The following is a 17,821-nucleotide window of genomic DNA, read 5'->3' as shown; positions in this document are numbered from 1 at the left end:
CATGAACATTCACAACCCAACCACTACCGCCCGCGCCGCCCTCTACCTGCGCGTCTCGACTGCCCGGCAAGCCGAGCATGACATTTCCATTCCCGACCAGAAGCGGCAGGGTGAAGCCTATTGCGAGCAACGCGGCTATCAGCTCGTTGAGACTTATGTTGAACCGGGCGCAACCGCCACCAATGACAAGCGCCCCGAGTTCCAGCGCATGATCGAGGCGGGCACGTCAAAGCCCGCGCCCTTCGATATTGTCGTGGTGCATAGCTTCTCGCGCTTCTTCCGCGATCACTTCGAGATGGAGTTCTACGTCAGGAAGCTGGCGAAGAACGGCGTCAAGCTCGTGTCTATCACGCAGGAGATGGGCGACGATCCCATGCACCAGATGATGCGGCAGATCATGGCGCTATTCGACGAATATCAATCCAAGGAGAACGCCAAGCACGTCCTGCGCGCCATGAACGAGAACGCCCGGCAAGGCTTCTGGAACGGCGCACGGCCGCCCATCGGCTACCGCATCGTCGCGGCCGAGCAGCGTGGATCGAAGATCAAGAAGAAACTGGAGATCGACCCGCTGCACGCCGACACCGTGCGGTTGATCTATCGCCTGTTCCTTGAAGGCGACGGCACGGCCGGCGCGATGGGCGTCAAGGCCATTGCGACCTACCTCAACGAGCGCCGCATCTTCACCCGAGACGGCGGACGCTGGGGGCTGGCGCAAATCCACGCCATTCTGACCCGCACCACCTATATCGGGGAGCACAGGTTCAACACCCGCTCGCACAAGGATCGGGAGAAGAAGCCCGAAAGCGAAGTCGCCATCATGGCGGTGCCGCCCTTGATCGAGCGCGAGATTTTCGATGCGGTGCAAGCCCGCCTCAAATCCCGCAATCCCATGGTGACACCCGCGCGCGTGTCGAGTGGCCCCACGCTTCTGACCGGCATTTGCTTCTGCGCCAAATGCGGGGGCGCGATGACGCTGCGCACCGGCCGGGGCAGCGCGGGCGCGACATACCGCTACTACACTTGCTCGACAAAGGCCCGACAGGGCAAGACCGGCTGCAAGGGCCGCACGATCCCAATGGACAAGCTGGACCAACTTGTCGCCGATTATATCGGGGATCGCCTGCTCCTGCCCAAGCGACTGGAAACCGTCCTCGCCAGCGTCATCGACCGGCGGCAGGAGCGCACCGAGCGCCGCCGCGAGCATCTGGCCGAGCTTCACAGACGAATCACCGAAACCGACCAGCGGCTCGGCCGTCTCTACGACGCCATCGAATCGGGCATGGTGGACAAGGACGATGCGGTGGCGAAGGAGCGCATAGCCGGACTCAAGGCTTTGCGGGATCAAGCCGCCGCCGACGCAGAGCGCACGCAGCTCGCGCTCGATAGCTCAGGCGATCAGGGCGTCAGCCCCGACATGCTCAAGAGGTTCGCCCGCAAGGCTCGTGAACGGATACGGCTGGATGATGGCGGCTATCGCCGCGACCACCTGCGCGCCCTGGCGCAGCGCGTCGAGGTTGCCGACGACGAGGTTCGCATCATGGGATCGAAGTCGGAATTGCTGCGAACGCTGGTCGCCGCCTCTAGCGTAGAAACGGCGGCGTTCGGCGTTCATAGTTCTGTACTGAAATGGCGCGCCCGAAAGGATTCGAACCTCTGACCCTCAGATTCGTAGTCTGATGCTCTATCCAGCTGAGCTACGGGCGCGTCTCAGAGCGTCATGACGCGTTGCGTCCGGCCTGATGACGGGGGAGATAGCCGGTCCATTTCGTCTTGGCAACCCTCAAAATCGAGAAGTCATCGAATTGTTGTGATCGGCCTCTGAGCGGGTTCGGGTCGACGCACACGGGTGGTTCTGGCTGGTCATGAGGCCGGAGCGGCCTGGTCGGCCAGGAGCCGGGCCGGGCGCCGCGACGTGCCCGCAGGCTGCGCGTGAGCGCCGGCCTGCGGGCAAGGGTCTGGGCCCGATCAGCGTGTCGCACGGCGCGTGGCGCGCACGACGGAGGGACCGGAGACGGCGCCGGCCGCGCCGCCCACGACGGCGCCGACGGGCCCGGCGACGACTGCGCCGGTGCCGGCACCCACGGCTGCGCCGCCGATGCGCTGTTCGACAGTGTTGCCGCAGGCGCCGAGCACCAGGGTTGCGGTGAGGATCGAGGCGAGAAGGGGCAGGCGCATGGCGGTTCTCCGTGTGAGCGAGGCTCGAAACGCAATCTTGTCGTCCAGGTTCCGGAGGAGGAAAAGCGGATTTCCTGCCGGCCGGGCCGCGATCGCACTTGCGATCCACGGAAAAATCCGTATACAGCCGGCATCGCATCAGTCGCACCATTGCATGGGCGGTGAGGACCGTTACGGTCCGCGTCGCAGACTGAAGGTTTTTGACCGGCCCGTCTCGCAAGGGCAGGCCGATGGAGTTGAGACGATGAAGATCCGTAATTCGCTGAAGTCGCTGCGTGCACGTCATCGCGACAACCAGCTCGTGCGCCGCAAGGGCCGCGTCTACATCATCAACAAGGTCCAGAAGCGCTTCAAGGCGCGTCAGGGCTGAGACTTGCGCGACTGCGGTCGCGCAACTGTCTCGGTTGGGATTTTAAAGAGCGGGACGCCGATGGCGTGCCCGCTCTTTGCGTTGTGCGCTCGCCCGGCTGTGATTTGACGAGGCGGCGGTGGCGGCTAGAGTTGCGACCATGATCCGTTTTCGCACCGCGCCTGCCGTCTTCGCGCTGCTGCTGGCCTCAGCCGGCCCGTTTGCGATCGGGGCGACCCAGGCTCAGCCGGTGCCGCCGTCGCGACCGGGCACCGTCGTGCCCGACGACAAGGTGGATAATCCGGTTACTCCCAGCGCGCCGCAGCGCAGCCCGGCGGCGACATTGGAGCGGCTGTTCCAGCGCCTGCACGATGCGGCGACGCAGGAAGAGGCCGAGGGTGTCGCCAGGCTGATCCAGCGGCGCTGGGCTCGCTCCGGCTCCGACACGGCGGACCTGCTGATGACCCGGGCCCAGCAGGCGCTGAAGGACAAGCAGAACGAGCTCGCGATCGAATTGCTCGACCGCGTCATCAGCCTGCAGCCGGACTGGGCCGAGGCCTGGAACCAGCGCGCCAATGCGCTTTACCTCCTCGGCGATTCGATCCGGTCCATGCTCGATATCGGCGAGACGCTGAAGCGCGAGCCGCGCCATTACGGCGCCATGATGGGGCTGGGCATGATCCTGCGCCAGCAGGGCGACGACAAGGCCGCAATGGCAGCGTTCCGCAAGGCGCTGGAGATCTACCCGCAGTTCGACGCCGTGAAGAAGGCGGTCGATGCGCTGAAGACCGAGGTCGACGGGCGGGACGCCTGAGCGCCGCTGAGTCGCTCCAGGTTTTACACGGAAACACACCGTCATTCCGGGCTCGACCCGGAATCCATCAAAGAGCGCAGCGTTCTAGGATGGATTCCGGATCAGCGCCGCTTCGCGGCTTGTCCGGAATGACAGTCGGTGGTTGGCGGAAGAACGCCGGGACCCCTTGGTCCTGCCCTTTAAGCCTTCTCGACATGCTCCTGGGCGACGAAGGCGATGCGGACCATGTTGGTGGCGCCGGGCGTTCCGAAGGGCACGCCCGCCACCACGATGATCCGGTCGCCGAGCTTGGCGTAATGTTCGCGCACCGCGAACTTGCAGGCGCGGAAGGCCATGTCGTCGGCGTCGCTGGCATCCTTGGTGACGATCGCGTGCACGCCCCAGACCAGCGTCAGCCGCCGCGCCGTGGCGCGGTTCGGGGTGAGCGCGATCACCGTCGAGTTCGGGCGCTCGCGGGCGATGCGGAAGGCGGTCGAGCCCGATGAGGTCCAGGCGCAGATCGCCTTGAGGTTCAGGGTCTCCGCAATCTCGTGAGAGGCCTTGGCGATGGCGTCGGCGCCGGTGGCCTCGGGCTCGTTGCGCTGCGATTCGAGGATCGAGCGGTAGACCGCATCGCCCTCGACCTCCTCGGCGATGCGGTTCATCATCGTCACGGCTTCGATCGGATACTGGCCGGCGGCGCTCTCGGCCGAGAGCATGACCGCATCCGCGCCCTCGAAAACGGCGGTGGCGACGTCGGAGACCTCGGCGCGGGTCGGGACCGGGCTCGTGATCATGCTTTCCAGCATCTGGGTGGCGACCACGACCGGCTTGCCCTTGAGGCGGGCCATGCGGGTCAGCCGCTTCTGCGTGCCCGGCACCTGCTCGAGCGGCATCTCGACGCCGAGATCGCCGCGCGCGACCATGATCGCATCGGAGGCGTCGATGATCTCCTCCATGCGCGCGACGGCCTGCGGCTTCTCGATCTTGGCCAGCGCCAGCGCCCGGCCGCGCACGATCTTGCGCAAGTCCGCCATGTCCTCGGGCCGCTGCACGAAGGAGAGCGCGATCCAGTCGACGCCGACCTCGGCCGCGACCTCGGCATCGGCGCGGTCCTTCTCGGTCATGGCCGAGACGGCGATGGTGGTGTCGGGCAGGCTGACGCCCTTGCGCGACGACAGCCGCCCGCCGATCAACACCTTGGTCACGGCGGCCTTGTCCGAGGCCTTCTCCACGACGAGGCGCAGCTTGCCGTCGTCGAGGATCAGGTGGTGGCCGGGCTCGAGCGCGCTCAGGATCTCGGGATGGGGGAGGTGGACGCGCTTGGCATCGCCGGGGGCGGGGTCGGAATCGAGCGTAAATCGCGCGCCCTTCGCCAGCATGACGCCGCCGTCGCCGCCGAACTGGCCGACGCGCAGCTTCGGGCCCTGCAGGTCCGCGAGGATGCCGACCGGGCGGCGGAATTTGCCCTCCAGACCGCGCAGCATCGCGACCTTCTCCTGAAGCGTCTCGCGCTGGGTGTGGCTCATGTTGATCCGGAACACGTCGACGCCGGCTTCGAACAGTTTTGCGCACATCTCCTCGGTCGCGGAGGCGGGGCCAAGCGTGGCGATGATCTTGATCCGGCGTTCGCGCTTCATTGCTCTTCCCCTGCGATCGGCAAGCCCATACGCCTCCGGCCGCACCCTTTCATCCATCATGGAGCGCGGTCTGCCCGTTGCCGGGCCTCGCTTCCGGTTCTTGTCCGCAGGCCCGGCCAGGCCTCGCGTCGATCATCACCTTATGCCGAGACCATGGCCCCGCGTAAGCCGGTCAAGGCCGCGGCGTGCCGCTGCCGGTATCGGTGAGCTGGATCGTCCAGCTCTTCTGCTCGCCGGTATCGACCTCGAAGAAGCCGGCGCGGTCATAGCCGCGGGCCAGGCAGTCCTCGATGCCCCGGATCGTGAATTCCTTGTTGCGCACGCACATGACCGATTTGCCGGTCCATTCGCCGCCTTTGTCATAGTCGACGGCGTGGACGTAGTAGAAGCGCGCGGCCAGCGTGCCGCGCAGCAGCGTCTCGCAGCCGCGCGGGCTGATGTTCCACCAACCCTCGGTGATCCAGCCCTGCGCATCGCGATAGCCGATCGCGACGCCGATGCGGCTCGAGGTGGTGTTGCACATGCGCAGATCGGCCTTCGCTGGCGCCACGCTTCCGAGGAAGGCGGCCGCGCAGAAGGCGAGGGGGAGGACCGTTCGAGGAAAGCCCGGCATTCTCACGGTTCGATCAGGATCACGCGGCAGTCGTTGACATTGGTCAGTGTCGGTCCCGGCTGCAGCAAATCGCCGAGCGCTTCGAAGAAGCCGGTCGAATCGTTGTCGGCGAGGGATCGGGCGGGATCAAGGCCGATTGCGGCGGCGCGAGCCAAAGTCTGGGGATCGACCAGGGCGCCAGCCGGGTCGGTGGCCTCGCCGCCGCCGCCATCGGTGCCGTCGGTGTCGCCGGCGAGCGCGACGATACCGGGCTCGCGGGCGAGCGCGATCGCCAGCGCCAGCGCATATTCCTGGTTGGGGCCGCCGCGGCCGGAGCCGCGCAGGGTCACGGTGAGCTCGCCGCCGGACAGAATGGCGGCACGCTTGCCTTCGCGCTTCAGGCGCCGGGCGAGATCGGCATGGGCGGCTGCGACGTCACGCGCCTCGCCTTCGAGATCGGCGCCGAGATCGTGCACGGCATAGCCGGCGGCTTCTGCTGCCGCGCGCGCTGCCGTCATTCCATCGGCCGGGCGGGCGATGATGCGGAATTCAGTGTTGGCGAAAGCGGGATGGCCGGGCTTGGGCGTCTCGTTTGCGGGATCGTCGAGCAGGTTGCGGGCGGCCGGCGGCAGGTCGAGCCCGTAACGGGCGACGATGGCGCGGGCCTCGGCGGTCGTGCTGGGATCGGCGACGGTCGGGCCGGAGGCGATCGCGGCCGGCTCGTCGCCGGGGACATCGGAAATGGCGAGGGTGAGGACGCGCGCCGGGGCGGCGGCGAGCGCGAGCCGGCCGCCCTTGATCCGCGACAGCCGCTTGCGGACGATGTTCATCTCGCCGATCGGGGCGCCGGAGCGCAGCAGCGCCTTATTGACCGCCTGCTTCTCGGCCAGCGCAAGCCCGCCGGCAGGCGCGACCCAGTTAGCCGAGCCGCCGCCCGAGAGCAGCACGAGCACGAGGTCGCCTTCCGTGGCGGAGGTGGCGAGCGCGAGCGCGCGTTCGGCGCTGTCGATGCTGCCCTGGTCGGGGACGGGGTGGCCGGCTGCCACCATCGGGATATGCCGGGTCGGGGCGGTGTAGCCGTGCCGGGCGACGGCATGGCCGAACAGGCGCTCGCGCGGGAAGCCCTGGTCGAGATAATGCGCTTCGGCCAGTGCCGTCATGCTGCCGGCGGCCTTGCCGGCTGCGAGCAGGATCAGACGCCCGGTTGCGGGGGCTGAGGGCAGATGCTGCGGCAGGCAGCCCGCGGGATGGGCGCGCGCGACGGCGGCGTCGAAGATCGCGCGTGCGGTCGCGCGCATCGTTTCGATCGTGGTATTGGACTGCGGCACGCCCCGCGACTCCCTGCGTCTGTGCCGCTCGGCGGCGAGCCTGTTCGCTTCCTTGTAGGTCGGGCGCGTGGCGGCGTCATCAGCCGTCTGGCGATGTAATCATACTTTTTGAATGGACCTCGCTGCCAACCGAACGGTTGATTGCGGCGATGCGGCATCAGGACTGTTGAGAGCGGCGGGGCGAAGGCCAGTTCAGTCTTGACGGGCAGGCCCGATCCGGGCGAACGCTGCCGGCCAATTTCGTACCGAGAAGGTTATCAGATGGACGATCCGGTTGCTGGCGACCAGCTGAAGAGCATCGTCGAGCGCATCGAGCGGCTCGAGGAAGAGAAGAAGACGATCGCCGACGACATCAAGGAGGTCTATGCCGAGGCCAAGGGCACCGGCTACGACGTCAAGGTGCTGCGCAAGGTCGTGGCGCTGCGCAAGCGCGATCTCGACGAGCGCAAGGAAGAGGAAGCGATCCTCGACCTCTACCTGCAGGCCGTTGGCGAAACCGCGTAAACGGTTTTCCACGCAGGCATGAAAAAGCCCCGCATCGGTCTCCCGATGCGGGGCTTTTCTTTGGAATGAGCGGCAGGCTGCGTGGGCCAGTGCTGGTTGCTCCCGATCAGCACCACGGTTGTCATTCCGGGGCTTCGCGCAGCGAAGAACCCGGAACCCACGACCGGGCGAGCCATTCGCAACCGAACACTCCGCGTCTCACTCAGCCGTGGGTTCCGGGTTCGCGCCTGAAGGCGCGCCCCGGAATGACAAATCGTGTGGCTGAAAGCCGCGGCGGTGACGCGTTAACAGCCGTCAGGCGACGAGGGCGAGCTCGGCATTGGCGTTGCGGATCGCCTCTTCGCGCGCCTCCGGGCCGTAGCCCAGCTTCTCGGCGCGGATGAAGGTCACGTCGGTGATCCCCGCGAAGCCGAGCATCGTGCGCAGATGTGGCTCCTGCGAGTCCATGGCCTGGGCCGGGCCGCTGCTGTAGAGGCCGCCGCGGCTCTTGACGATGATGGCGCGCTTGCCCTTGAGCAGGCCCTCGGGGCCGGCCTCGCTGTAGCGGAAGGTGACGCCGGCGCGCAGCACGTAGTCGAACCAGCTCTTCAGCGTCGAGGGGATGCCGAAATTATACATGGGGGCGCCGATGACGATGGTATCGGCCGCCTGCAGCTCCTCGACCAAGGCGTTCGAGAGGGCGAGCGCCTCGCGCTGGGCCGGGGTCTCGGTGATGCCGGCGCGCACCGCCGCTGTGGTCTCGGCGTTGAGATGCGGGATCGGATTGGCGTCGAGATCGCGCTCGAGGACGTGCACGCCGGGATTCTGGCTGGTGAGCCGCTCGACGGTGCTCTGGACGAGGAGCTTCGAGACCGAATTCGGGCCGGAGGCGCTGCTGTTGAGGACGAGGACGGAGGCCATGACGATGGTTCCTGTGGCGGAATGATTTCGATGACCAGGAAGGTAGTGGTTCACGAACGGCACTAGAACCGCCATAATCGGAACCAGACTGTTGCTGCTGGAGGAACGCCGATGGCGGAGCTCGACGATATCCGAAGCTTCATCGCCGTGGTCGAGGCCGGAGGCTTCGGCCGGGCGGCGCAGACGCTCGGCCTCGCCAAATCGATCGTCAGCCGGCGGCTGAGCCGGCTGGAGGAGGAGCTCGGCACGCGCCTGCTCAGCCGCACGACGCGCGGCGTCGCTGCGACCGAGGCCGGGCTCGAGTTCAAGGCGCGCAGCGAGCGCATCCTGGCCGAGCTGGAGGAGGCGCGCGAGGCGGTGGCGCAGCGCGCCGGCGGTGTCGCCGGACGTTTGAGGCTCGCCATGCCAATGACCTTCGGCAACCGGCATGTCGCGCCGCTGCTGGGCGAACTCGCGCAGCTCTATCCCCGTCTCGAAATCGACGTTCAGGCGAGTGATCGCTATGTCGACCTGATCGGCGAGCGCTTCGATGCCGCGATCCGGATCGGCTCGCTCAAGGATTCCAGCCTGATCGCCCGGAAGATCGCGCCGGTCCATGCGACCGTCGTGGGCAGTCCGGCCTATCTCGAACGGCGCGGACGCCCGGCGATCCCCGCCGATCTCAACGACCATGACTGCCTGCTCTATAGCGGCACGAACGATCAGGACTGGGTGTTCCGTACCGGGAAACGCTGGATCACGGTGCGCCCGCCCGGCCGGATGCACTCGGACAGCGGCGACACGCTGCTGTCCTGGGCCGTGGCGGGGTTGGGGCTTGCCGTGCTGCCGACCTTCATCGCCTCCGATGCGATCCGTTCCGGCGCGGTCGAGCCGATCCTGCTGGATTATCCGATGCCGACGCGGGCGCTTTATGTCGTGCGCCCGCCTGGCGCCTATGTGCCCGGCAAGGTCCGGGTGCTAATCGACCTGCTGGTCGAGCGCTTCGGCGGCACGCCCTATTGGGACCCCTGCCAGATGGAGGCGCATCAGCGGGGCCTCAGGCTCGACGAGCCGCTGAGCGAACAGCTCACGCCGGCCGCGAAGCCGGAGCATCAAGCCGCGTGATCCGGCGCATCACGCGAATTCGCGTGGCTTCGGGACGAGGTTTCGGCACTCTGCCACCGCGTTGAAACGGAGGTTGCGATGCTGCTCGTCGGAATGTTGGATAGCCCCTATGTCCGCCGCGCGGCGATCACGGGGACGTTGCTGGAGGTGCCGTTCGAGCATCGCTCGGTCTCGGTTTTCCGGCACATGGCGGAATTCCGGGCGATCAATCCGCTGATCAAGGCGCCGACGCTGGTGACTGATGATGGCATCGCCATCAGCGAATCCCTGCTGATCATCCAGCATTTCGAGGATGTCGCGGGACGCTCGCTGCGTCCGCTCGAAGGCGTGGCGCGGCGGCGCGACCTGGCGCTGACCGGCATCGGCATCGTTGCGGCCGACAAGGCGGTCTCGATCGAATACGAGCGCAAGCGCCCGGAGGCGCAGCGCTATGCGCCGTGGCAGGAGCGCATCGTCGCCCAGTTGCACGTCGCGCTCGATCTGCTCGACACGGCGGCCAAGGAGGGCGAGCTGACGGCCGGGCCGGAATTGCTGCCGAGCGATATCGCCGCGGCCATCGCCTGGGGTTTCTGCCGCTTCGTGATCCCGGAATTCGTCCCCGAGGAGCGCTGGCCGGCCCTGTCCGAGCAGGCGCGTGCCTGCGAGGCGCTCGACGTGTTCAAGGCCTGGCCGATCGACCGGGAATAGAAGTCAGTTCTGGACGAAATTCGTCGGCAGCGGGCGCACGGCCGGGCCGGAGAAGGTGCCGGGCTTGGCGTCGACCGGGTCGGCATGGCTGAAGCCCAGCGCTGCTGCGGGACTCGGGCCGGCGATCGGCGCGCCCGACGGACCGGCAGCCCTGGCGCGGGCTGTCGCGACATTCACCGGCTTGCCGGGCGCTCTGCCGGTGCGGGAGACCGCAGCGAACAGGGAGTTCAGGCCGCCGCGATCCATCTCGGCGGTATCCTCGGGCTCTTCCGCTTCCGGAACCGGGACGGAGCGCTGGGTCGCTGTCGCGAAGCTGACGCCGCCCTCGCGTGGGCGCACCGGCGGCAGCGAGGCGGTGACGAGGCGCCCGGCGGAGGTCTGGGCGAGGGGTGATTCGGGCGCGTCGGTGCCGCGCAGCGAAGCGATGGCCGCATCGGCCAGGGCCGTCGGTCGCATCGGCGGCAGCGGGGCATTGATGGGCTGGCCGGCCACGACGATCTCGCTTGGGCCGGCGACCTCGCCGGGGCGGCGCGGCGGCAAGGACGCGAGCACCAGCTTCTGGTCGGGCTGCGGGGCGAAGGCAAGCGCGCCGCCGGCCGAGGGCAGGGCGGCAATCTGGACGGGAGCGCCGTCTTCGGCGGGCACGGGCAGGCCGCGCGGCCGCGCAAGCGGCAGTGGCGCATCGATCAGTTGCGGCCGGTTCTCCTGTGCGCGCTGCGGAGGGGCAGCGGCCACGGCCGGCTGGGGCGCGGGTTCGGGAGCGGGCGGCTGTTCCGGCGCTGCCGTCGTGATCCGCGGTGCCAGGCGTTGCGAGCGCTCGCGCGTCACCGGGTCGGCAACCGGGGCCATGGCGGCGGCGAAACGGCCGCCATCCGCCGAATTGCCATCGCTGTAGCCCGTGTTGGCATAGGCCATGACTGTCGGCTGCTGGCGCGGCGCTCCGCGCCGGCCGCGCGCTGCCGGGCGGGCATCGGCCTCTTCGTCGTCGCCGCCGAACAGCGAGGCCCAGAGGCTCTTGCGGCCCGACGCGATGACGGCGCCTTCGTCGAGATCGGCGGTGGCATAGCCGGCAACGGCACCGCCGCCGGAGAGGATCTCGGCCCTGGCGAGATCGTAGCCGGCCAGCGGCTGTCCGTCGGCCGGCAGGTGCACGGTCTTCTGGTCCGGGAAGAGACGCACGAGCTGATCGCGGGTCATGCGCGGCCAGGACCTGACCGAACCGACATCGAGATGGACGAAGGGCGTGTGTGCGTTCGGATAGAAGCCGACGCCGCCGCGCTGGAGCCGCATGCCAACCTCGCGAATGCGGGCTGTCGGCGTATCCGGCAGGTAGAAATCCAGCGCCTTGCCGAGCATGTGCTGGCTGTGCTTGGCGACGGCGCGCGAGCGGCGACGCAGCATCGCATTGGTGCCGGGCGCGCGATAGGAGGAGACGACGTGGAAGGGCTGTTCGGAGCCGAGCTGGCGCTGGACCTCCCAGATTACGTCGAAGAGCCGCGGATCCATGCGGGTCGGCTCGTCGGTGCGCCAGTCACGCAAAGCCCAGTTCAGCTTCTCCAGAGCAGCCGAATCATAGCGGCCGTCACGCTTGAAGGTGACGGTCGTCACTTCCTTCGTGTGCATATGCTGGATCGTGATGGTGCGGGTGTCGCCATTGGCGGCGGCGTTCTGCGTGCCGCGGACGCCGATGAGCGATGCGGCCAGGGCCAGGCCGAGCGCCAGCACATGTCGCGCGGCTGGCTTCGTGCCGGACGGCGCGCATCCTGCAAGCGTGGCGGTTGTCCTGCCCAATCTGTCTGACCCGTCTCGGTGCCCCGCCGAAGCGGCGTGGTAAACGTGAACGAACAGTTGCGGAGAAGCGTTAACGACTCGTTAGCGAGCCGGCAATCGCCGCGCCAAGATTTTCCCAGGGAAGGTGGCTAAAGAGGGATCATGGCGAAATGGAGCCCGCCGCCAGGGCGGCTCCCGTTCACCCGCCCTGCTGCTCCAGCGCCTGCCGGACCAGCCGGTGGAAGCCGTAGACATCGTCGAAGCGGTGGATCTGCCCATTATCGCCGACGACGATGGTGTTGTAGACGAGGTGGATCGGCAGCGGGTGCGGCAGGTTGATGCGGCGCTCGCCCGAACCGATCAGGCGCTTCAGGCGCTCATGCGTCCATTCCGGGCCGAGTACCTGGTCGGCCAGCGCGAAGGGATTCTCGACACGGACGCAGCCATGGCTGAGCGCGCGCCGCTCGCCGGCGAAGAGACGGCGATTCGGGGTGTCATGCAGGTAGACCGCATGTTCGTTCGGGAACATGAACTTGATCCAGCCAAGCGCGTTGCGCTCGCCCGGCGGCTGGCGCACTGAAATGCCGCCGCTCTTGGTGCGGGTCACGACATAACCGCGCTTGGCGGCATAATTCGGGTCGGCCGCGAGGCCCGGCAGGAATTCCTTCTTCAGGATCGAGGGCGGCACGTACCAGGACGGGTTGACGATGACGTGGTCCATCTTGTGCGAAAAGATGGGCGTTGCCGAGGCCGGTTTGCCAATGATGGCGCGGGTCTCGTGCACGACCTTGCCGGAGCGGATGACGCGCACCCGCATCTCCGGGACATTGGCGATGATGTGGTCAGTGCCGAGATCGGGCGGCAGCCAGCGCCAGCGCTCCATCTGGGCGATGATGTCCTCCTCGCCGCGCGCGCTCGCCGGCTGGCCGAGCGCGGCCAGCGTGCGCGCGCTGAGGATGCCGTTGGCCGGCAGGCCGGCCTTCTTCTGGAAATCGGCAAGGGCCAGCGCGGTGGAGCGATCGAAGACCGGCTCCTCGCTGGGCCCAAGGCCGAGACGCGCGCGCACCAGCGCAACGCGTTCGTCGCGCATGCCGAGCTTGAGCGGCGGGCCGGCGGGAATCCGGACCAGCGGCGTGTCGTCGAGATGCTCGCGCATCTCCGCGAGCTTGGCCTTGAGGCGGCGGTACTGCTCATGGGGCGGATTGTAGGCGGCGAGCACGGCGCCGGCATCAGCGGCGCCTGCAAGCTCCGAGAGCACCTCGGTCGCGGAGGGCAGGTAGAGCGTCGGCGTGATCAGCTTGGAGAGCTGGCGCGGGTTGAGGCGGCCGCCGCGCGCATCGCGGGCATAGAGAACGGCCAGCGCCGAGAGGCGGATATCGGCCTCGGCGAGCTGGGCCTTGTCGCTCGCCTCGAAGACGGGCAGCGCATAATCGTTCGGGCGCAGGCCGTCCTCGGCGGCGTGGCCGAGCTGCGTCGCGATGCGCTTGCCGGCCTCGTTCCAGCCCTTGCTCCCGACCCAGAAGGGGCGGTTCTCATTGGCCTGATAGGCCGCGGCGATCTCGTTGCGCTCGCGCTCGCCGAGGCGGCGCAGCGTCAGCGCGTCCGGCAGGGCGGCTGCGACGGCTGCCGCGAACTCGGAACCCGGCGGCAGCTCGACGACGACCTTCGGGATCTCCGGCAGCGGCACCAGCGGCTCGACGGTGCGCAGCGGGCCAGGCTGCGGGGCGGTCTCGGTCGGCTCGGGCGTTTTGACGATGGGGGTCAGGGCCGGATCGGCCGCCGGCATCTCGACGGCCGGGATATCGAGCGTGACCGGCTCCTCGCTGTCGAGGGGCGCGGCGGCATCCTGCTTCGCCGGGTCCTGCAGTCGGTTTCCGGTCGTGACCGTGCCGGTGACGATCTCCGCCTCGGGGTCGGCCGGCGTCGCTGCGGCCTGTGCGGGGGCGGCCGGCTCCTGCACGTCGGACAGCCTGAGTTCCGGCTGCTCCGGCAGCGGGATGCCGAGCGTCGGGTCGGTGGCGGGGGTCTCGGCGCGGAGCGGGAGGCATCCCAAGATAATGGCCAGGGCGGATGCCGAGGTCAGTTTCGCCCAATGGCGAGGACGCATGGTCGCTATCCCGATTACTGCCGAATGACGCCATTCCTGCGTGACTCGGCTGGTTGAGACAAGATGCGGCGGTGCAACAGACCACCCCATTCGGTTGGTTGCAGCTCAGGCCGCGTCGGTTTCGTCGCCGTTGGTTTCGCTCTCGATCAGCCCGTAATCCTTGAGCTTGCGGTAGAGCGTCGAGCGGCCGATGCCGAGCTTGCGTGAGACCTCGGACATATGGCCGCGGTAATGCGCGAGGGCGAAGGTGATGATCTCGCGTTCGAGATCGTCGAGCTTGCGCATGTCGGAGCCGGCGACCATGTCGAGCGCATTGGGGTCGCGCACCGGCATCTGGATGATGCGCGGCGGCGGCTCGCCTTGCGTCTCGGAGCGGGTGAGAGGCGCGGGGGCCGGCGGAATCCGGACCTCGTAGCCGTCCATCTGCGCGGCGATCTGCGGGAATTCGGTGACGTCGAGCTCGGGGCCGTCGGCCAGGACGACGGCGCGGAACACGGCGTTCTCGAGCTGGCGGACATTGCCCGGCCAGTCATAGCCGGTGATCAGGGCGGCCGCCTCGGCCGTGAACCCTGTGAGCTTGCGGCCTTCCTCGGCGGCGAAGCGGGCGAGGAAGCCCCGCGCCAGATCGACAATGTCCTCGCGGCGCTGGCGCAAGGGCGGCAGCGTGATCGGGAAGACGTTCAGGCGGTAATACAGGTCCTCGCGGAACTCGCCCCGCTTCACCTGCTCGAGCAGGCTCTTGTTGGTAGCCGAGATCAGGCGGATGTCGACGCGCACCGATTTCTTGCCGCCGACGGGGTCGACCTCACCCTCCTGGATCGCGCGCAAAAGCTTGACCTGCGCGTCGAGCGGCAATTCGCCGACCTCGTCGAGGAAGAGCGTGCCGCCATTGGCCTCGACGAACTTGCCGAGATGGCGCTCGGTCGCGCCGGTGAAGGCGCCCTTCTCGTGGCCGAACAGGATGGATTCCACGAGATTATGCGGGATCGCGCCGCAGTTCACGGTGACGAAGGGCTTGCCCTTGCGGTCGCTGGAGCCCTGGATGGCGCGCGCCAGCACCTCCTTGCCGACGCCGGATTCGCCTTCGATCAAGATCGGGATGTTCGATTTCGCTGCGCGCTCCGCCAGCCTGACGACGCGGGCCATGTCCGGGCTCTTGGTGGCGAGGTCGCGGAAGCCCAGCGTATTCGAGGCGCGGCGCTTGATATGGCGCAATTCGTGTTCGAGCGCGCCGAGCTTGAGGGCATTGCGCAGCGAGACCTGCAGGCGTTCGGCGCCGACGGGCTTGACCACGAAATCGACGGCGCCGGCCCGCATCGCGGTGACCACGGTCTCGATCGAGCCGTTGGCGGTCTGGACGATGACGGGGAGCTCGCTGCCGCGTTCGCGCAAGGCTGCCAGCACGCCCAGGCCGTCGAGGCCGGGCATGTTGAGATCGAGGACGACGGCATTGAAGCGCTCGCCTTCGGGCGCGCCGAGCAGGGTGAGCGCCGCTTCGCCGTTCTCGGCGGTCGCGACGTCATAGCCGAAGCGCTTGAGCATGGCGTCGAGCAGGCGGCGCTGGACGGGATCGTCATCGACGATCAGGACGGTGTCGGTCATGGCACCTCGAAGGCCCGGGCAATATGAAAGAAATCTTGGCTACCGGCGGAATCGCCTGTTCCGTTCTGGGGCATGGTCGGCCAGAAGAGTTAAGCGGGGGTTTAAGCCGAGGCTGGTCGCCGGGGCGACGAACAGCCGCCGTTGATCCCCGGGCCCGTGCCGGCCTATGGATGGGGCTCGTTTCAGTGCGCAGAGGTATCGAGCGAATGGGTTTTTATGAAACCGTCCTGCGTTCCGCCACAAAGGCGGGGGCGGCGAAATCGGTCCAGGCTACCGGCGATCTGCCGGAATGGGACCTGACCCATCTCTATCCCGGCATCGAATCACAGGCGTTCAAGGGCGATCTGGAGCGCGGGCTCGCCGAGGCGCAGACGCTGGCCGGCCGCTATCGTGGCAAGCTCGCGGAACTCGCCGCCGCGCCTGACGGCAGCGAGACGCTGGCCGCAGCGGTCAAGAGCTATGAGGGCCTGAGCGATCTGCTGGGCCGGATCGGCGCCTATGCCGGCCTGGTCTATTCCGGCGACACCACCGATCCGCAGCGCGCCAAGTTCTATGGCGACACGCAGGACAAGCTCAACGCCGCGATCACCGAACTCCTGTTCTTCGAGCTGGAGCTGAACCGGATCGAGCCGGACCTGCTGGCGAAGGTCGCAGGCCAGGCGCCGCTTTCGCACTGGAAGCCCTGGCTGGAGGACTTGGCCAAGGACAAGCCGCATCAGCTCGACGACCGGATCGAAGCGCTGTTCCACGAGAAATCGATGACGGGGGCGGCAGCCTGGAACCGGCTCTTCGACGAGACCATCGCTTCGCTGCGCTTCATCGTCGACGGCGAGGAGCTGACGCTCGAACTCACGCTCAACAAGCTGCAGGACAGCGATGGCGAGGTCAGGCGCAAGGCGGCCGAGGCGCTGAGCACGGTGTTCCGCAAGGAGCTTCGCACCTTCGCGCTGATTACCAATACGCTCGCCAAGGACAAGGAGATCTCCGACCGCTGGCGGAAATTCGAGGATGTCGCGGATTCCCGCCATCTCGCGAACCGGGTCGAGCGCGAAGTGGTGGACGCTCTCGTTGCCGCCGTTCGCGAGGCCTATCCGCGCCTGTCGCATCGCTATTACCGCCTGAAGGCGAAGTGGTTCGGCCGCGAGGAGCTGGATTTCTGGGACCGCAACGCGCCGCTGCCGCAGGTCGAGCAGCGCACGATTCCCTGGACCGAGGCGCGCGAGACCGTGCTCTCGGCCTATGGCGCCTTCTCGCCGGAGATGGCGGCGATCGCCAAACGCTTCTTCGACGAGCGCTGGATCGATGCGCCGCCGCGTCCCGGCAAGGCGCCCGGCGCTTTCGCCCATCCGACGGTGCCATCCGCGCATCCGTATGTGCTGCTGAACTACCAGGGCAAGCCGCGCGACGTGATGACGCTGGCGCATGAGCTGGGGCATGGCGTGCACCAGGTGCTGGCGGCGCCGAACGGGGCCTTGATGGCGCCGACCCCGCTGACCCTTGCCGAGACGGCGAGCGTCTTCGGGGAGATGCTGACCTTCCGCAAGCTGCTCGACACGACCTCCGACCCGAAGCAGCGCAAGGCGATGCTGGCGGCGAAGGTCGAGGACATGATCAACACGGTCGTGCGCCAGATCGCCTTCTATACCTTCGAGCGCAAGGTCCACGAGGCCCGCCGCGAGGGCGAATTGACGCCGGAAGGGCTCTGCGAGCTCTGGATGAGCGTACAGGCCGAGAGCCTCGGCCCGGCGATCCGGCTGTCGAGCGGATACGAGCCCTATTGGTGCTACATCCCGCACTTCATCCATTCGCCCTTCTACGTCTACGCCTATGCCTTCGGGGATTGCCTGGTGAACTCGCTCTACGGCGTCTACCAGAACGCCGCCGAGGGCTTCCAGGAGCGCTATTTCGCGCTGCTCTCGGCCGGCGGCAGCAAGCCTTATGGCGAGCTGCTGGCGCCCTTCGGGCTCGACGCGAAGGATCCGGGCTTCTGGCAGATCGGGCTCCGGATGATCGAAGGCATGATCATCGAGCTGGAAGGGATGGAGTGAGGGCGGCGACCGCCTCTTCCCTTCTCCCCTTGCGGGAGAAGGTGGCCCGAAGGGCCGGATGAGAGGTCGCTCTGCTCTATCCGCTCAGGAAAGGCAGAACTCCACGCTGTCTCTGGATCGCTTTGCTCCGCTCGCGATGACGAAGAAGGTCGCGAGACCCCTCATCCGTCAGCGCTTCGCGCTGCCACCTTCTCCCGCAAGGGGAGAAGGGAAGGGGCC

15 protein-coding genes and 1 tRNA gene are annotated in these 17,821 nt (G+C 67.6%); 7 read left to right on the top strand and 9 right to left on the bottom strand.

The window, feature by feature from the left end:
* Position 1 precedes the first annotated feature (1 nt).
* A complete protein-coding gene (locus ACWIEX_RS20450) occupies positions 2-1,660 on the top strand; it encodes a recombinase family protein (RefSeq protein WP_454034790.1) in 1,659 nt (552 codons plus the stop codon).
* Here ACWIEX_RS20450 and ACWIEX_RS20445 read toward each other — a convergent pair.
* Together ACWIEX_RS20445 and ACWIEX_RS20440 are read right to left on the bottom strand one after the other, a co-directional pair.
* Positions 1,631-1,707: transfer RNA gene (locus ACWIEX_RS20445), tRNA-Arg, on the bottom strand. The two genes, ACWIEX_RS20450 and ACWIEX_RS20445, sit on opposite strands and share 30 nt — an antisense overlap.
* Positions 1,708-1,968: 261 nt before the next feature.
* Positions 1,969-2,178, bottom strand: a complete 210-nt coding sequence (locus ACWIEX_RS20440; protein ID WP_454034789.1) for a hypothetical protein — start codon at positions 2,176-2,178, stop codon at positions 1,969-1,971.
* A gap of 244 nt (positions 2,179-2,422) precedes the next feature.
* Here ACWIEX_RS20440 and ykgO point away from each other — a divergent pair, with 244 nt between their 5' ends.
* Positions 2,423-2,548, top strand: coding sequence for a type B 50S ribosomal protein L36 (gene ykgO, locus ACWIEX_RS20435; RefSeq protein WP_038363015.1), 126 nt, complete (start codon positions 2,423-2,425; stop codon positions 2,546-2,548).
* Positions 2,549-2,687: 139 nt separating this feature from the next.
* A complete protein-coding gene (locus ACWIEX_RS20430; protein WP_454034788.1) occupies positions 2,688-3,341 on the top strand; it encodes a tetratricopeptide repeat protein in 654 nt (217 codons plus the stop codon).
* Positions 3,342-3,520: 179 nt separating this feature from the next.
* Here ACWIEX_RS20430 and pyk read toward each other — a convergent pair whose 3' ends face one another.
* The 3 genes from pyk to ACWIEX_RS20415 all read right to left on the bottom strand — a co-directional run bounded on the left by pyk (position 3,521) and on the right by ACWIEX_RS20415 (position 6,850).
* Entirely contained in the window at positions 3,521-4,960 is a 1,440-nt protein-coding gene (gene pyk / locus ACWIEX_RS20425; RefSeq protein WP_454034787.1) for a pyruvate kinase, read from the bottom strand.
* A gap of 172 nt (positions 4,961-5,132) precedes the next feature.
* Positions 5,133-5,573 (bottom strand): DUF1036 domain-containing protein, encoded by a 441-nt coding sequence (locus ACWIEX_RS20420; RefSeq protein WP_454034786.1) that lies wholly within the window; start codon positions 5,571-5,573, stop codon positions 5,133-5,135.
* A 2-nt stretch (positions 5,574-5,575) separates the two neighbouring features.
* Positions 5,576-6,850, bottom strand: coding sequence for a glycerate kinase type-2 family protein (locus ACWIEX_RS20415; RefSeq protein ID WP_454034823.1), 1,275 nt, complete (start codon positions 6,848-6,850; stop codon positions 5,576-5,578).
* A gap of 291 nt (positions 6,851-7,141) precedes the next feature.
* On the opposite strand from ACWIEX_RS20415, the gene ACWIEX_RS20410 reads away from it, so the two are divergent.
* Positions 7,142-7,384, top strand: coding sequence for a DUF2312 domain-containing protein (locus ACWIEX_RS20410; RefSeq protein WP_061971296.1), 243 nt, complete (start codon positions 7,142-7,144; stop codon positions 7,382-7,384).
* Positions 7,385-7,678: 294 nt separating this feature from the next.
* On the opposite strand, the gene ACWIEX_RS20405 is transcribed toward ACWIEX_RS20410, so the two are convergent.
* The gene (locus tag ACWIEX_RS20405) at positions 7,679-8,284 is read right to left on the bottom strand and encodes an FMN-dependent NADH-azoreductase (protein WP_454034785.1); all 606 of its coding nucleotides are present in this window, start codon (positions 8,282-8,284) and stop codon (positions 7,679-7,681) included.
* 111 nt (positions 8,285-8,395) lie between these two features.
* On the opposite strand from ACWIEX_RS20405, the gene ACWIEX_RS20400 reads away from it, so the two are divergent.
* Together ACWIEX_RS20400 and ACWIEX_RS20395 are read left to right on the top strand one after the other, a co-directional pair.
* A complete protein-coding gene (locus ACWIEX_RS20400) occupies positions 8,396-9,388 on the top strand; it encodes a LysR family transcriptional regulator (protein WP_454034784.1) in 993 nt (330 codons plus the stop codon).
* Between the two features lie 78 nt (positions 9,389-9,466).
* On the top strand, positions 9,467-10,075 hold the full coding sequence (locus ACWIEX_RS20395; RefSeq protein WP_454034783.1) for a glutathione S-transferase family protein: 609 nt from the start codon (positions 9,467-9,469) through the stop codon (positions 10,073-10,075).
* Positions 10,076-10,078: 3 nt separating this feature from the next.
* Here the strand turns inward: ACWIEX_RS20395 and ACWIEX_RS20390 are convergent, their stop codons facing one another.
* From ACWIEX_RS20390 to ACWIEX_RS20380, 3 genes are all read right to left on the bottom strand, one after another.
* The gene (locus ACWIEX_RS20390) at positions 10,079-11,866 is read right to left on the bottom strand and encodes a peptidoglycan L,D-endopeptidase MepK (protein ID WP_454034782.1); all 1,788 of its coding nucleotides are present in this window, start codon (positions 11,864-11,866) and stop codon (positions 10,079-10,081) included.
* Between the two features lie 178 nt (positions 11,867-12,044).
* Positions 12,045-13,952, bottom strand: a complete 1,908-nt coding sequence (locus ACWIEX_RS20385) for a L,D-transpeptidase family protein (RefSeq protein ID WP_454034781.1) — start codon at positions 13,950-13,952, stop codon at positions 12,045-12,047.
* Positions 13,953-14,057: 105 nt separating this feature from the next.
* Positions 14,058-15,554, bottom strand: coding sequence for a sigma 54-interacting transcriptional regulator (locus ACWIEX_RS20380; RefSeq protein WP_454034780.1), 1,497 nt, complete (start codon positions 15,552-15,554; stop codon positions 14,058-14,060).
* 206 nt (positions 15,555-15,760) lie between these two features.
* Here ACWIEX_RS20380 and ACWIEX_RS20375 point away from each other — a divergent pair, with 206 nt between their 5' ends.
* Positions 15,761-17,602, top strand: a complete 1,842-nt coding sequence (locus ACWIEX_RS20375) for a M3 family oligoendopeptidase (protein ID WP_454034779.1) — start codon at positions 15,761-15,763, stop codon at positions 17,600-17,602.
* Positions 17,603-17,821: the final 219 nt, after the last annotated feature.

The sequence above is a fragment of the Allobosea sp. NPDC055353 genome, from assembly GCF_053644975.1.
Note: the sequence above shows the minus strand (reverse complement) of the source record. Positions and strands in the feature narration are given on the sequence as shown.

Bases quoted from the DNA above. Each gene is read 5' to 3' on its own strand.
- ACWIEX_RS20400 (WP_454034784.1), top strand. From the start codon at position 8,396: ATGGCGGAGCTCGACGATATCCGAAGCTTCATCGCCGTGGTCGAGGCC.
- ACWIEX_RS20405 (WP_454034785.1), bottom strand. From the start codon at position 8,284: ATGGCCTCCGTCCTCGTCCTCAACAGCAGCGCCTCCGGCCCGAATTCG.
- ACWIEX_RS20450 (WP_454034790.1), top strand. From the start codon at position 2: ATGAACATTCACAACCCAACCACTACCGCCCGCGCCGCCCTCTACCTG.
- ACWIEX_RS20410 (WP_061971296.1), top strand. From the start codon at position 7,142: ATGGACGATCCGGTTGCTGGCGACCAGCTGAAGAGCATCGTCGAGCGC.
- ACWIEX_RS20380 (WP_454034780.1), bottom strand. From the start codon at position 15,554: ATGACCGACACCGTCCTGATCGTCGATGACGATCCCGTCCAGCGCCGC.
- ACWIEX_RS20440 (WP_454034789.1), bottom strand. From the start codon at position 2,178: ATGCGCCTGCCCCTTCTCGCCTCGATCCTCACCGCAACCCTGGTGCTC.
- ACWIEX_RS20415 (WP_454034823.1), bottom strand. From the start codon at position 6,850: ATGCGCGCGACCGCACGCGCGATCTTCGACGCCGCCGTCGCGCGCGCC.
- ACWIEX_RS20395 (WP_454034783.1), top strand. From the start codon at position 9,467: ATGCTGCTCGTCGGAATGTTGGATAGCCCCTATGTCCGCCGCGCGGCG.
- ykgO (WP_038363015.1), top strand. From the start codon at position 2,423: ATGAAGATCCGTAATTCGCTGAAGTCGCTGCGTGCACGTCATCGCGAC.
- ACWIEX_RS20420 (WP_454034786.1), bottom strand. From the start codon at position 5,573: ATGCCGGGCTTTCCTCGAACGGTCCTCCCCCTCGCCTTCTGCGCGGCC.
- pyk (WP_454034787.1), bottom strand. From the start codon at position 4,960: ATGAAGCGCGAACGCCGGATCAAGATCATCGCCACGCTTGGCCCCGCC.
- ACWIEX_RS20375 (WP_454034779.1), top strand. From the start codon at position 15,761: ATGGGTTTTTATGAAACCGTCCTGCGTTCCGCCACAAAGGCGGGGGCG.
- ACWIEX_RS20430 (WP_454034788.1), top strand. From the start codon at position 2,688: ATGATCCGTTTTCGCACCGCGCCTGCCGTCTTCGCGCTGCTGCTGGCC.
- ACWIEX_RS20385 (WP_454034781.1), bottom strand. From the start codon at position 13,952: ATGCGTCCTCGCCATTGGGCGAAACTGACCTCGGCATCCGCCCTGGCC.